At 63.6% G+C, this 14,203-nt stretch carries 13 protein-coding genes; 6 read left to right on the forward strand and 7 right to left on the reverse strand.

All coding sequences use genetic code 11. The features are described 5' to 3' along the window. Positions 1 to 284 precede the first annotated feature (284 nt). A complete protein-coding gene (locus AC1X6S_RS01705) occupies positions 285 to 1,205 on the reverse strand; it encodes a heme o synthase (protein WP_483404105.1) in 921 nt (306 codons plus the stop codon). Between the two features lie 252 nt (positions 1,206 to 1,457). On the opposite strand from AC1X6S_RS01705, the gene tkt reads away from it, so the two are divergent. Genes tkt through pgl form a run of 6 tightly spaced genes read left to right on the forward strand, consistent with a single transcriptional unit; the run spans position 1,458 to position 9,623 of the window. After that, the gene (gene tkt, locus AC1X6S_RS01710) at positions 1,458 to 3,548 is read left to right on the forward strand and encodes a transketolase (RefSeq protein ID WP_483404106.1); all 2,091 of its coding nucleotides are present in this window, start codon (positions 1,458 to 1,460) and stop codon (positions 3,546 to 3,548) included. A 24-nt stretch (positions 3,549 to 3,572) separates the two neighbouring features. Next, positions 3,573 to 4,685 (forward strand): transaldolase, encoded by a 1,113-nt coding sequence (gene tal, locus AC1X6S_RS01715; RefSeq protein ID WP_483404107.1) that lies wholly within the window; start codon positions 3,573 to 3,575, stop codon positions 4,683 to 4,685. Continuing rightward, positions 4,682 to 6,292: a glucose-6-phosphate isomerase gene (locus AC1X6S_RS01720; protein WP_483404108.1), complete on the forward strand. Its 1,611-nt coding sequence runs from the start codon at positions 4,682 to 4,684 to the stop codon at positions 6,290 to 6,292. The genes tal and AC1X6S_RS01720 overlap by 4 nt, the downstream gene beginning before the upstream one ends. Before the next feature lie 50 nt (positions 6,293 to 6,342). Further along, on the forward strand, positions 6,343 to 7,887 hold the full coding sequence (gene zwf / locus AC1X6S_RS01725; protein ID WP_483404109.1) for a glucose-6-phosphate dehydrogenase: 1,545 nt from the start codon (positions 6,343 to 6,345) through the stop codon (positions 7,885 to 7,887). Next, positions 7,884 to 8,852 carry a glucose-6-phosphate dehydrogenase assembly protein OpcA gene (locus AC1X6S_RS01730; RefSeq protein WP_483404110.1) on the forward strand — a complete coding sequence of 323 codons (969 nt, stop codon included), beginning with the start codon at positions 7,884 to 7,886 and terminating at the stop codon, positions 8,850 to 8,852. The genes zwf and AC1X6S_RS01730 overlap by 4 nt, the downstream gene beginning before the upstream one ends. Then, positions 8,853 to 9,623 (forward strand): 6-phosphogluconolactonase, encoded by a 771-nt coding sequence (gene pgl, locus AC1X6S_RS01735; protein ID WP_483404111.1) that lies wholly within the window; start codon positions 8,853 to 8,855, stop codon positions 9,621 to 9,623. It abuts the gene before it with no gap. Positions 9,624 to 9,691: 68 nt separating this feature from the next. On the opposite strand, the gene AC1X6S_RS01740 is transcribed toward pgl, so the two are convergent. The 6 genes from AC1X6S_RS01740 to AC1X6S_RS01765 all read right to left on the reverse strand — a co-directional run bounded on the left by AC1X6S_RS01740 (position 9,692) and on the right by AC1X6S_RS01765 (position 14,133). Further along, positions 9,692 to 10,054 carry an RNA polymerase-binding protein RbpA gene (locus tag AC1X6S_RS01740; protein WP_121658565.1) on the reverse strand — a complete coding sequence of 121 codons (363 nt, stop codon included), beginning with the start codon at positions 10,052 to 10,054 and terminating at the stop codon, positions 9,692 to 9,694. Positions 10,055 to 10,062: 8 nt separating this feature from the next. Next, on the reverse strand, positions 10,063 to 10,314 hold the full coding sequence (secG, locus tag AC1X6S_RS01745; RefSeq protein WP_483404112.1) for a preprotein translocase subunit SecG: 252 nt from the start codon (positions 10,312 to 10,314) through the stop codon (positions 10,063 to 10,065). A gap of 69 nt (positions 10,315 to 10,383) precedes the next feature. Next, positions 10,384 to 11,172 (reverse strand): triose-phosphate isomerase, encoded by a 789-nt coding sequence (tpiA, locus tag AC1X6S_RS01750; RefSeq protein WP_483404113.1) that lies wholly within the window; start codon positions 11,170 to 11,172, stop codon positions 10,384 to 10,386. Next, positions 11,163 to 12,377, reverse strand: a complete 1,215-nt coding sequence (locus tag AC1X6S_RS01755; protein WP_483404114.1) for a phosphoglycerate kinase — start codon at positions 12,375 to 12,377, stop codon at positions 11,163 to 11,165. Before AC1X6S_RS01755 ends, tpiA begins: the two co-directional genes overlap by 10 nt. 15 nt (positions 12,378 to 12,392) lie before the next feature. Next, the gene (gene gap / locus AC1X6S_RS01760) at positions 12,393 to 13,397 is read right to left on the reverse strand and encodes a type I glyceraldehyde-3-phosphate dehydrogenase (protein WP_108390981.1); all 1,005 of its coding nucleotides are present in this window, start codon (positions 13,395 to 13,397) and stop codon (positions 12,393 to 12,395) included. A gap of 109 nt (positions 13,398 to 13,506) precedes the next feature. Further along, positions 13,507 to 14,133, reverse strand: a complete 627-nt coding sequence (locus tag AC1X6S_RS01765) for a superoxide dismutase (RefSeq protein WP_108390982.1) — start codon at positions 14,131 to 14,133, stop codon at positions 13,507 to 13,509. Positions 14,134 to 14,203 lie beyond the last annotated feature (70 nt).

Raw genomic sequence — 14,203 nt, forward strand, 5'->3', positions numbered from 1 at the left:
ACTTGAACAGCAGACCTCGCATGAAGCGGCAACCGTCACTTGAATGAGCCGGCGCCTCGCGCAGTGCACTCAAGTGACACTTATCGCGGGTGCCGCGGTCGCGCACCCACAACAAGCGTCACTTGAATGAGCCGCAGCCCCGCGCCGCGGACTCAGGTGACACTTGGGGTGGGTGCCGCGGCCCAACACCAGCAGGAACTGTCACTCGACAGAAGACCCTGCATGGAGCGGCAACTGTCACACGAAATGAGTGGCGCGCCCGACCCGCAGGCAGCAGCGATTACCTAGAACGGAAGCAGCGGATCGATGCCGACCGCGAGGAACAGCAGGGTCAGGTAGCTGATCGAACCGTGGAACACGCGCATCGGTGACACGTGCTCGTGCCGGATGGCCAGGTTGTAGAGGCGGTGCGTCTCGAAGATGAACCAGCCGCCTGAGACTGCGGCGACGACTGTGTAGAGCACACCCATCGATGCGACGGGGACGAGAAGGAGCGAGCACGCGACGGTTGCCCAGGCGTAGAGAATCACCTGGAGGCCGACCTGCGCGCGGCCGCGGACGACGGCGAGCATCGGCACTCCCGCGGACTTGTAGTCGTCGCGGTACTTCATCGAGAGCGGCCAGTAGTGTGGCGGCGTCCAGAGGAAGACGACGGCGAACAGGATGAACGGTGCCCAGCTGAGGGAGTTGGCAACGGCGGCCCACCCGATCAAGACCGGGAAGCATCCGGCGATCCCGCCCCAGATGATGTTCTGGCTTGTCCAGCGCTTGAGCCACAGTGTGTAGATCACAACGTAGAAGAAGATCGCGCCGACCGAGAGTGCGGCCGTCAGCGGATTCGTTGTGAAGTAGAGCCAGACGGTGGACAGGATGGCGAGCGACCAGGAGAAGACGAGCGCCTCGCGTGGCGAGAGGACGCCGGTGACGAGTGGCCTGTTCTTGGTCCGCTTCATCACCTTGTCGATGTCACGGTCGATGTAGCAGTTGAACGCTCCAGCGGCTCCGGCACTCATGGCACCGCCGATCACCGTTGCGAGAACGAGCCACAGGTTCGGGATGCCGCCCTCAGCGAGGATCATCACAGGCACCGTCGTGACGAGCAGGAGCTCCATCACCCGCGGCTTGGTGAGGGAGATGTAGCCCCGCACCTTGTCAGCGCGCGTCACGCTGTGCTGCGCGACGCGGTCTTCTACTGCAATGTTCATTGCTCCTCTAACCGGTGGATTACCACCCAATTCTAGGTCATTGCTCACCGGGCGTAAGGAACCGGCCGGTGGCCGGGCGCACTACCTATAATGAAGGTGCTCGCCAAACCGTTCGCTGGCTCAGAAAACCCCGATCGTTACACCTCGGGTGAAATCTGTCCATCGGCGCCAATGAAGCCAAAAGGCGTGGGAACACGCTTCATCGGTGGGTCAGAGATGGCCCCTGATTCGAAACGAGAAGGGTCCAATATAGTGGCAGCTTTGCAGTGGAACTCCATTGACGATAAGGCGGTTGACACCGCCAGACTGCTCGCAGCAGATGCGGTGGAGAAGGTTGGAAACGGGCATCCGGGAACGGCAATGAGCCTCGCGCCGGCCGCATACCTCCTGTTCCAGAAAGTCATGCGCCGCGATCCCAAGGACCAGCACTGGCTCGGCCGCGACCGTTTTGTGCTCTCGGTCGGTCACAGCTCACTGACCCAGTACGTCCAGCTGTACCTGGGCGGATACGGCCTCGAACTCGAGGACCTCAAGGCGCTGCGCACGTGGGGTTCACTCACGCCGGGCCACCCCGAGTACGGACACACAGACGGTGTCGAGATCACGACAGGGCCACTCGGACAGGGCCTCGCGTCAGCCGTCGGCTTTGCATACGCCGCCCGCTTTGAGCGTGGATTGTTCGACCCGGACACCGAAGCGGGCAAGAGCCCGTTCGACCACTTCGTTTATGTCATCGCCGGTGATGGCGACCTGCAGGAGGGTGTCACGAGCGAGGCCTCATCCCTCGCCGGCCACCAGGAGCTCGGCAACCTCATCGCGATCTACGACAGCAACCAGATCTCCATCGAGGACGACACGAACATCGCCTTCACCGAGGACGTTGCCGCGCGATACGAGGCGTACCACTGGCACGTGCAGACCGTTGACTGGAAGAAGACCGGCGAGTACGTCGAGGACATCCAGGCCCTCAACGACGCGATCGAGGCCGCAAAGGCCGAGACCGACAAGCCGTCGCTCATCATCCTCAAGACGATCATCGGCTGGCCAAGCCCGAAGAAGCAGAACACGGGAAAGATCCACGGATCGGCACTCGGCGCCGACGAGCTCGCGGCCGTCAAGGAAGTACTCGGCTTCGACCCTGCTGAGAGCTTCGTCGTCGCAGACGAGGTCATCGAGCACACCCGTAAGGCGATCGACCGCGGAGCGGAGCAGCGTGCCGAGTGGCAGGCGGGCTTTGACGCGTGGAAGGCCGCCAACCCGGACAAGAGCGCTCTGCTCGACCGGCTTTTCGCCGGCGATCTCCCCGAGGGTGTCGAATCGGCGCTTCCGGTCTTCGAGCCAGGAAAGGATGTCTCCACCCGCGCGGCATCCGGCAAGGTTCTCAACGCGCTTGGTCCTGTTGTCCCCGAACTCTGGGGTGGCTCCGCCGACCTTGCTGAGTCCAACAACACCACGATCGAGAGTGCGGAATCATTCGTTCCGAGCGAGCACTCCACCCACGAGTGGACCGGCAATAAGTACGGGCGGGTCCTGCACTTCGGAATCCGCGAACACGCGATGGCTGCGATCCTCAACGGCATCGTTCTTCACGGTCCCACTCGCGCCTACGGCGGAACCTTCCTGATCTTCAGCGACTACATGCGCCCGGCGGTTCGGCTTGCCGCACTCATGAATGTGCCGTCGATCTTCGTGTGGACCCACGACTCCGTGGCGCTCGGCGAAGACGGGCCGACGCACCAGCCGATCGAGCAGCTCGCAACACTCCGCGCAATTCCGAACCTGGCGGTCGTTCGCCCCGGTGACGCCAACGAGGTCAGCTACGCATGGCTCGAAATCCTCAAGCGCCGTGGCGGGCCGGCCGGCATCGCCCTCACACGCCAGAACATCCCGGTGTTCGAGCGTGGCGATGGCGAGGCAAGCGGAGACACCTTCGCATCGGCCGCGAATGTCGCCAAGGGCGCATACGTTCTCGCCGAAGCACCCAACGGAACACCGGATGTCATCCTGATCGCGACGGGCTCGGAAGTTCAGCTCGCCGTCGACGCCCGCGAGGCGCTCAAGGCTGACGGAGTCAACGCCCGCGTTGTCTCCGTGCCGTGCCTCGAGTGGTTCGAGGAGCAGGACGAGGCGTATCGCGAGTCGGTTCTCCCGAAGGCTGTCACCGCTCGTGTCTCCGTCGAAGCAGGGCTCGCCCTCACCTGGGCCGGCATCGTCGGCGACAGGGGTCGTTCGGTCTCGATCGAGCACTTCGGTGCATCGGCCGACTACAAGACACTTTTCAACAAGTTCGGCATAACCACGGATGCCGTCGTTGTTGCCGCTAAAGAGACACTCGGCAAGTAACCGCCGGCTCAGAAGGAGAACAACATGACGAACTCAACACCAACAGCTCAGCTTTCCGAGGCCGGCGTCAGCATCTGGCTCGACGACCTCTCCCGTGGACGCATCGAAACCGGCAACCTGCAGGAACTCATCGACACCAAGAACGTCGTCGGAGTAACCACGAACCCGACAATCTTCGCCGGTGCGCTCAGCAACGGTGAGGTGTATGCAGCGCAGGTCAAGGAACTCGCCGCACAGGGCAAGGACGTGACGGCGGCTGTCTTCGAGATCACCACCGACGATGTCGCGCGCGCCGCTGACATCTTCCGGCCCGTCTACGACGCCACGCAGGGCTTCGACGGCCGAGTGTCGATCGAGGTCGAGCCCGGCCTCGCCCACGATGCACAGGGCACCATCGAGGAGGCGAAAGCACTCTGGGCCAAGGTGGACAGGCCGAACGCGATGATCAAGATCCCCGCGACCGTCGAGGGACTCGAGGCGATCACCGAGACGATCGCGGCCGGGATCAGCGTCAACGTGACACTGATCTTCAGCCTCGACCGCTACCGTGCTGTCATCAACGCCTACCTCACCGGCCTCGAGAAGGCCAAGGCAGCGGGAATCGACCTGTCGACCATCCACTCGGTGGCATCCTTCTTCGTGTCGCGCGTCGACACCGAAATCGACAAGCGCCTCAGCGCCATCGGAACCGATGAGGCCCTCGCGCTCAAGAGCAAGGCCGGAGTCGCAAACGCACAGCTCGCGTACGAAGTCTTTGTTCAGTCGTTCGCGACCGAACGCGCGGAGATGCTCCTGGATGCCGGTGCGAACATGCAGCGTCCGCTCTGGGCGTCGACCGGTGTGAAGGACCCGAGCCTGCCGGACACCCTGTACGTCACGCAGCTCGTCGCGCCCCAGGTAGTCAACACGATGCCGGAGAAGACGCTCGAGGCCACGTTCGACCACGGTGTCATCGAGGGCGACAGCATCACGGGTTCCTACGCCGCTGCAAACGAGGTGCTCGACGCCATCGCGGCTCAGGGCATCTCCTACGACGACGTGACGCTCCTCCTTGAGAAGGAGGGCGTTGAGAAGTTCATCGTGTCCTGGAACGAACTCCTCGACACGGTCACTGCAGCGCTCGAGGCCGCAAAATGAGCTTCAAGATCGCGGTGAGCGGCGCGGCGGCTGACGCCGTCGCCGCCGTCGTCCCGACGCTGGTCTCCGACCTGGTCGCGTCAAGCATCACAGCGCAGGACCCTGCGCTGTGGGGACCAGACGCAGAGGAAGAGTCGTCGAAACGGCTCGGCTGGACCGAGGCGACCAGCGTGTCACGACCGCTGGTTGCCGAGATCGAGGCGCTGCGCGATGAACTTAACGCTCAGGGCGTCGACCACATTGTGCTCGCGGGCATGGGCGGTTCCTCGCTCGCGCCAGAAGTGATCACGCAGACACTCGGTGGCGACCTGACCGTGCTCGACTCGACGGCGCCGGGGCAGGTGCTCGCGGCACTGAACGACCGCCTCGCCAGCACCGCCATCGTAGTGTCGTCCAAGTCAGGATCGACGGTCGAAACCGACAGTCAGCGCCGCGCCTACGAGGCAGCGTTCACCGAGGCTGGCATCGACCCCCGTGGCCGCATCATCGTCGTGACCGACCCGGGCTCCCCGCTCGACGCGTCGGCGCGCGAAGCCGGTTACCGGGTGTTCAACGCCGACCCCAACGTCGGCGGCCGGTATTCCGCGCTCACCGCGTTCGGGCTTGTTCCGTCAGGACTCGCCGGTGTCAACGTCGGAGAGCTGCTCGACGAAGCCGACGCCATCGCCGTTGAGCTCGCGGTGGACGACGCGCGCAACCCCGGGCTCATCCTCGCGGCTGCAATGGCGGGGACCTCGCCGTTGAAAGACAAGCTCGCCATCGTCTCCGACGGAACCCACATCGTCGGCCTCCCAGACTGGGCTGAACAGCTCATCGCTGAGTCGACGGGAAAGCAGGGCACCGGCATCCTTCCTGTTGTGGTCGACACTCTCGCGCCCGAGGTCACAGATACCCCGGCCGATGTTCAGGTCGTTCGACTCGTTGATGACGCGGATGCCCCGCACCTGTTTGCCAAGGATCGTCACGAGGGTGAAATCCTGGTGAGCGGCACGCTCGGCGCTCAGATTCTCGTGTGGGAGTTCGCCACAGCGGTCGCCGGCCGAATCCTTGGGATCAACCCGTTCGACCAGCCCGACGTCGAGTCGGCGAAGATCGCCACGCGCGGCCTTCTCGATGCCCGTCCCGAGCAGGCACCCCCGCTGTTCGTGGAGAACGGCATCGAGGTGCGCGGCGACGCAAACCTGCTCGCCGGCGTCTCGACCGTGCGCGGCGCACTCGATGCGCTGCTTGCGACACTCGGCGCCGATGGTTACCTCGCAGTCCAGGCGTACGTCGACAGGCTCGCACTCCCCCAGCTTGCCGGCGTGCGTCAGCTGCTCGCGGCCCGCGCGGGCCGACCGGTCACCTTCGGCTGGGGACCTCGGTTCCTGCACTCGACGGGCCAGTTCCACAAGGGCGGCCCGGCTGTCGGTGTGTTCCTCCAGATCACGGAGAATGCGCCTGTCGACCTCGCCATCCCCGACCGTCCATTCACCTTCGGCCAGCTCATTCAGGCCCAGGCTCAGGGTGACGCGACGGTTCTGGCCGATCACGGTCGCCCTGTGCTCGTGCTCAACTTCACCGACCCGGAATCGAACATCGTCTCGCTGTTCGAAGCTGTCAACTAGGTTCCCCCGAACCGGATTTACCGGCCAGTACGGCCGCATCTAGGAGCTGTATGTCCCCCGTGGATATCACCCCGACGTTCAACCCTCTGCGGTTGGACTCGGATCGACGCCTGAACCGCATCGCAGGACCCAGCGGGCTGATCATTTTTGGTGTGACGGGCGACCTGTCACGCAAGAAGTTGATGCCGGCCGTCTACGACCTGGCGAATCGCGGTCTTCTTCCTCCCGGGTTCGCTCTCGTCGGCTTCGCGAGGCGAGACTGGGCAGACCAGGACTTCATGCAGGTGGTGCACGAGGCCGTGAAGGCCCACGCACGTACGGAGTACCGGGAGGAAGTCTGGCAGCAGCTCGCCCAGGGCATCCGGTTCGTTCCTGGCGAGTTCGGGGACGACGCCGCGTTCGAGAAGCTCAAGGAGACCATCGCGCTCCTCGACGTCGAGCGAGGGACCATGGGCAACCACGCGTTCTATCTCTCGATTCCACCGAAGGCGTTCCCCGAGGTGACCGAGCAGTTGAGGCGTTCGGGGATGGCGGAGGCGAAAGCCGGCGAGTGGCGCCGTGTGGTCATCGAGAAGCCCTTCGGCTCGAACCTCGAGACCGCTCGTGAGCTCAACGCTGTCGTGGAGTCGGTGTTCCCACCCGACTCGGTGTTCAGGATTGACCACTACCTCGGTAAGGAAACGGTCCAGAACATTCTTGCCCTTCGGTTCGCGAACCAGATGTTCGAACCGATCTGGAACTCGAATTACGTCGACCATGTGCAGATCAGCATGGCCGAGGACATCGGCGTTGGCGGCCGCGCGGGTTACTACGACGGAATCGGCGCTGCCCGCGACGTCATCCAGAATCACATCCTGCAGCTCCTCGCGCTCACCGCGATGGAGGAGCCGCTGTCGTTCGATGCTGCTGACCTCCGTGCTGAGAAAGAAAAGGTGCTCGCCGCGGTGAGCTTGCCTGACGACCTCAGCAAGGCGACCGCCCGCGGGCAGTACGCCGGCGGCTGGCAGGGCGGTGAGGTGGTCAGCGGTTTCCTCGAAGAGGAAGGGATGAACCCCGAGTCGACGACGGAGACCTACGCGGCCATGCGCCTCGATATCAATACGAGGCGGTGGGACGGCGTTCCGTTCTACCTTCGCACCGGCAAGCGACTCGGCCGTCGAGTGACGGAGATCGCTGTCGTATTCAAGCGGGCACCGCAGTTCCTGTTTGCCGAGAGCCAGACCTCTGAACTCGGCCAGAACGCCCTGGTCATCCGGGTCCAGCCCGACGAAGGAGTGACCATCCGGTTCGGGTCGAAGGTTCCTGGGGCGGGCACGCAGGTCCGGGACGTGACGATGGACTTCGGCTACGGCCACGCCTTCACCGAAGCGAGCCCTGAGGCCTACGAACGTCTTATCCTCGACGTCCTCCTGGGCGACCCTCCCCTGTTCCCCCGGCACCAGGAAGTCGAACTCTCCTGGAAGATCCTCGACCCGATCGAGGAGTACTGGGCAAGCCAGGGCGGTCCGCTCGAGCAATACCAGCCGGGGTCGTGGGGCCCGGCTTCCGCCGATGAGTTACTTGCCAGAGACGGCCGAGTTTGGAGACGCCCATGATCGTCGATCTGCCCGACACCACAACCAGCAAGGTGTCAAAGAAGCTCGTCCAGTTGCGTGAGGACGGCGGCGTCGTCTCGCTCGGACGTGTGCTCACCCTCGTGATCGTCTCGCAGCTTGGCGAGGAAGAAGAGGCCATCGAGGCCGCAAACGACGCGTCGCGGGAGCACCCGATGCGGGTGCTCGTGCTCTCCCGGATCCCGGCAGACAACGAGGGCGGCGCGAAGCCAGCGCGCATCGACGCCGAAATCCGTGTCGGCGGTGACGCCGGCGCGAGCGAAGTGATCATCCTCCGCGCCTATGGCGACGCTGCGGGCAACGAAGACAGCCTCATCAACGGGCTGCTCCTCCCCGACACCCCTGTCGTCGCCTGGTGGCCCATCGAAGCCCCCGCCGACGTCGCGCACACTGCGATCGGGCGGATCGCACAGCGCAGGATCACGGATGCCTCCGAGCACGAAGATCCGCACGCGGCTCTGGTCGAACTGGCCAGGACGCACACGCCGGGCGACACGGACTTCGCCTGGACCCGCCTGACCCTCTGGCGCGCCCAGCTCGCTGCGGTGCTCGACCAGCCGCCGTACGAACCCGTCACGGCCGTGACGGTGTCCGGCGCCGCCGACTCGCCGTCCACAGTCCTGCTCGCGGCCTGGCTCGGGATGCAGTTGCAGGTTCCCGTCCTCCAGGAGCTCACCCCGCGAGGGTCCGGCGACACCGGTATCCACGGTGTGCGGATGACAAGGGCGAGCGGTGACATCGTGCTGGAGCGGCCGCTCGACAACGTCGCGAAACTCACCCAGCCGAACCAGCCGGTTCATGATCTCACGCTGCCCCGGCGCAGCATGCGGGACTGCCTCGCAGAGGAACTGCGCAGACTGGATCCGGATTCGTTGTACGGTGAAGTGATCACCAAGGGTCTCTCTCAGCTTGAGAGTGAAGCCCTGGCATCGGAAGGTACGAACTGAATGACGAATGAACGACGAGTGCTTGTCTCAGCAGACAGCGATGCACTCGCCGCATCGATAGCGGCACGATTCCTCACCAAGACCGTTGACCTCCTCGATGAGCTCGAGTTCGTGAACATCGTCCTCGAGGGTGGACGCGTCGCGATGAAGGTTCTCGAGAGCATCAACTCATCGCCAGCGCGGGACAGCGTCGACTGGTCGCGCGTCCACTTCTGGTGGGGCGACGAGCGGTGGGTCCCGGCCGATGACGCCGAACGAAACGACGGCAAGGCCAGGCGCGCCCTGCTCGATCACATCGACATCCCCGCCGAAAATGTGCACAGCTACCCGGCGTCCGATTCGGGAATGACCCTCGACGAGGCGGCAGTGGCATACGCCGGAACTCTTGCCGAGTACTCGAACGGTGACGCCACTCTCCCCCGTTTCGACATCACCTTTCTTGGCGTCGGGCCCGACGGCCACACGGCGTCCCTGTTTCCCGACCGCCAGGAAGTGCTCGAGCGCGAAGCGACAGTTGTTGCTGTGCGGAACTCCCCCAAGCCGCCAGCGGAGAGGCTGAGCCTCACCCGGCACGCGATCAATTCGTCACAGCGGATCTGGGTCGAGATCTCCGGCGCTGACAAAGCTGCGGTTCTCGGGCTTGCGCTTGCCGGAGCGTCCTACACCGAGGTCCCCATCGCCGGCATCAAGGGCCGCAAGCGCACCATGTTCTTCGTTGACCAGGCCGCGGCATCCGAGGTCCCCGAGAACCTCATCGCGCCGACCTACTAGACCAGCGCCATAAGAAAAGCCCCTGTCCTCGGACAGGGGCTTTCTTGTGTGTAACGTTACGTTGGAGCCTAAGCGGATGCCGTACCGCGGCGCGCACGCAGAGCCTGAAGCGCCTCGTCGAGAAGAGCCTCGGCTTCTTCCTCCGTGCGGCGTTCCTTCACGTACGCGAGGTGAGTCTTGTACGGCTCAAGCTTGGCGACCTCGGGCGGGTTCGCCTGGTCGCGGCCCGCGGGAAGACCGGACGACGGGCTGTCGATCGTTTCCGGGATCTCTTCGTCGGGCAGGCTGGCGGAAAAGTACCGCACAGTCTCGTTTCCCAGTGCATCCCAGTACGAAACAGCAACACGGTCCGCGTGGAATCCGTGATCCTGTTCGCCCATGGGGCCAGCGCCAACGCGTGATCCCCTGATTGCGCTACCTCCGGCAGCCATATGTCCTCCTACGCACCAGTCGAGAACTTGGTGATGAGACCAAGCGCAACTATTGAACTAAACCAAACAAGACCGAGTACGACGGTGAACCGGTTGAGATTTCGCTCGGCAACCCCGGAGGATCCGAGGTTCGAGCCCATACCGCCACCGAACATGTCGGACAATCCACCACCGCGACCCTTATGCAAGAGGATGAGGAAAGTGAGCAGGAGGCTCGTAACACCGAGCACCACCTGCAGTACGACCTGAAGTATCTCCACAAAGGACCTTTCACATGGGCGGCCCATGTTCCATGGACCGCCCCCAATTATAGCCTGAGGCCTGACGCGCTAAACGCCCACGTGCTTCTGGTAGCGCACGATGCTCGAGAACTCGTTGAGATCGAGGCTCGCGCCACCGACGAGGGCACCGTCGACGTTCGGTTCACGCATGAAGCCGGCGATGTTTGCCGCCTTCACGCTCCCGCCGTACAGAATGCGCGTCTTCGCCGCGACGTCGTCGCCCAGAGTCTCGCGAAGTGCAGCGCGCAGCGCAGCGGCAACCTGCTCGGCCTGTTCGGGAGTGGCGGCCTTGCCTGAGCCGATGGCCCAGACGGGCTCATAGGCAACGACGATGTCAGCCGTCGCCGAAAGCCCGGAGAGCGCCGCCTTCAGCTGAGCAACGGGAACAGCACTCGGACCGTGCTTCTCGAGGTCGTCAGCCGTCTCGCCGACGCAAATGATCGGAACCACGTTGTGCTTGATCGCTGCAGCAACCTTCGCGGCGACCTGTTCGTCGCTCTCAGCGTGCAGCGTCCGACGCTCGGAATGCCCGATGAGGACGTAGCTGCACTCAAGGGCTTTAAGGAACGCACCGGAGATTTCGCCCGTGTACGCTCCGGAATCGTGCTCGGACACATCCTGGCCACCGAAAGCGATGGGCAGTTTGTCGGCCGAGACGAGGGTCTGGACGCTGCGCAGGTCGGTGAACGGCGGGAACACCGCAACCTCGACACTCGCCGGGTCGTGCTTGGCATCAGCGAGGCTCCACGCCAGCTTCTGTACAAACGCGATTGCCTGCAGGTGATCCAGGTTCATTTTCCAGTTGCCCGCAATGAGCGGAACGCGGTTTACTGCCATCCCAATACCTCCAGTCCTGGAAGGCGTTTGCCTTCGAGGAACTCGAGGCTTGCACCGCCTCCGGTTGATATGTGTCCGAACTGCGAGTCCTCGAAGCCGAGCGCGCGAACCGCGGCGGCTGAGTCCCCGCCACCAACGACGCTCAGGCCGTCGGTTTCGGTGAGTGCCTGCGCGACGGTCTTCGTGCCAGCGGCGAATGGCGCGAGTTCGAAGACCCCCATCGGACCGTTCCAGAACACAGTTTTGGACGAGCGGATGACGCCGGCGAAGCGCTCTGCGGTCTCCGGTCCGATGTCCAGGCCGAGGCCTGTCGCACCGAAAGCCGTGTCTTCGATGGCGTCCGCTGGCTGGATCACGTGTTCTGCATCGGCGCCGAACTTGCTGGCAACGACGACGTCGGTGGGAAGAATGATCTCCACACCGAGTTTCTCTGCCTCGGTCAGGTAGTTCTTCACCGTGTCGATCTGGTCGGCTTCAAGGAGGCTCGCGCCCACCTTGTGTCCCTGTGCGGCGAGGAACGTAAAGAGCATTCCCCCACCGATGAGGAGCGTGTTCACGCGGGGAAGCAGATGCCCGATGACGCCGAGCTTGTCTGACACCTTCGAACCGCCGAGCACCACCGTGTATGGACGCTCGGGTGACTCAGTCAACCGGTCCAGAACTGTGAGTTCCGCGCTGATGAGCTCGCCTGCAGCGCTCGGGAGCAGCTTCGCCAGCTCGTACACACTCGCCTGCTTGCGGTGCACAACGCCGAATCCGTCTGAGACGAACGCGTCCCCGAACTGAGCGATCTTCTCGGCGAACTCGGTTCGTTCGGCTTCGACCTTGCTGGTCTCCCCCGGGTTGAACCTGAGGTTCTCGAGAACTACAACCTGTCCGTCGGAAAGCTTGCTGACGGCATCCGTCGCTGACTGCCCGACGGTGTCGGTCGCGAAGGCGACGTCGGTTCCGAGGAGTTCCGACAGCCGCTTGGCAACGGGGGCGAGGCTGTATTTAGCCTCAGGGGCGCCGTCTGGACGGCCCAGGTGAGACACAACGACGACGCGTGCTCCCTGGTCGATGAGCGTTTTCAGCGTGGGAACAGACGCACGCACGCGCCCGTCGTCGGTGATGACCCCGTCCTTGAGAGGAACGTTGAGGTCACACCGAACGACGACGCGCTTGCCTGCGAGCGAGCCCAGCGATTCGAGGGTGCGAAGCGGCACGGCTAGCCCTGTGTCCTAGAGACGATCGGCGACGTACTCGGTGAGGTCGACGAGGCGGTTGGAGTAACCCCACTCGTTGTCGTACCAGCCGACGATCTTGACCTGGTTGCCCATGACGCGAACGAGTCCCGCGTCGAAGATGCAGGAGTGCGGGTCGGTGACGATGTCGCTCGAGACGATCTCGTCCTCGGTGTACAGCAGGATGCCCTTGAGGGGACCTTCTGCGGCTGCCTTGTAGGCTGCCTTCACCTCATCGACCGTGACCGGGCGCGACGACTCGATAGTGAGGTCGGTGATCGAGCCGGTCGGCACCGGCACGCGAAGTGCGAAGCCGTCGAGCTTGCCCTTGAGCTCGGGCAGAACGAGGCCGATGGCCTTTGCCGCACCGGTCGAGGTCGGGACGATGTTGACCGCTGCTGCGCGTGCGCGACGGAGGTCGCTGTGCGGGCCGTCCTGGAGGTTCTGGTCAGCGGTGTACGCGTGGACCGTGGTCATGAGACCGCGCTCGATGCCGAACTCGTCGTTGAACACCTTGGCGAGCGGCGCGAGGCAGTTCGTGGTGCACGATGCGTTCGAGATGATGTGGTGGTTCTCGGGCTCGTAGAGGCCCTCGTTGACACCCATGACGAACGTTGCGTCTTCACCCTTGGCCGGAGCGGAGATGAGAACCTTCTTGGCACCAGCGTCGATGTGCTTCTTAGCGTCGGCAGCGTTCGTGAAGAACCCGGTCGACTCGATGACGATGTCGACTCCGAGTTCGCCCCACGGGAGGTTCGCCGGGTCGCGCTCCGAGAAGACCTTGATGGCCTTGCCGTTGACGACGATCTTCTCTTCGTCAAACTCGACCGTTGCGTCGAGGCGACCCGTGATGGAGTCGTACTTCAGCAGGTGGGCGAGCGTCTTGTTGTCGGTGAGGTCGTTGACGGCAACGATCTCAAGGTCGCTGCCCTTGGCAAGTGCTGCGCGGAAGTAGTTGCGGCCGATGCGGCCGAACCCGTTGATACCGATCTTTACGGACACGAATGTCTCCTGTTTCTAGAGCGCCGGAGCGCGTCTTCGGTTGTGCTGATGGAACGAAAGTGAACTGACCCGATGCTGGGCGTGAGCCGCGGCAGGCGAAAAGTCAGGACTATGAGAGTAGCAGCAGGCCCTTGGTCTGCTCGCGGGCGGCGACGAAACGGCTCTGGACGTTCTCCCAGTTGGTGATGTTCCAGAATGCCTTCACGTAGTCGGCGCGTACGTTCTTGTAGTCGAGGTAGTAGGCGTGCTCCCAGACGTCGAGCATCAGGAGCGGAACAGTGCCAGCGGCGAAGTTCGACTGCTGGTCGAAGAACTGCTGGATGATGAGTCGCTGACCGATGGAGTCCCACGCGAGAACAGACCAGCCGGAGCCCTGTACACCGAGCGCCGTGGCCGTGAAGTGGGCACGGAACTTGTCAAACGACCCGAAGAACTCGTCGATCGCCGCGGCGAGTTCGCCGGTGGGCTTGTCTCCACCGTTCGGGGACATGTTCGTCCAGAAAATCGAGTGGTTGACGTGCCCGCCGAGGTTGAAGGCGAGGTCCTTTTCGAGCTTGTTGACGTAGGCAAGGTTGTCGGAGTCGCGCGCTTCTGCAAGCTGCGCGATGGCGGTGTTTGCGCCGGTGACGTAGGTCTGGTGGTGCTTCGAGTGGTGGAGCTCCATGATGGCGCCCGAGATGCTCGGCTCGAGGGCCGAGTAGTCGTATGGGAGTTCCGGGAGGGTGTATTCAGCCATTTATTTTTCTCCTCTTTGTGTGTCGCCAACTTGTGTGTCGCGAACGCGCCTGGACATCGTCCTGGCGACC

It is taken from the genome of Mycetocola sp. Y442 (assembly GCF_056898615.1).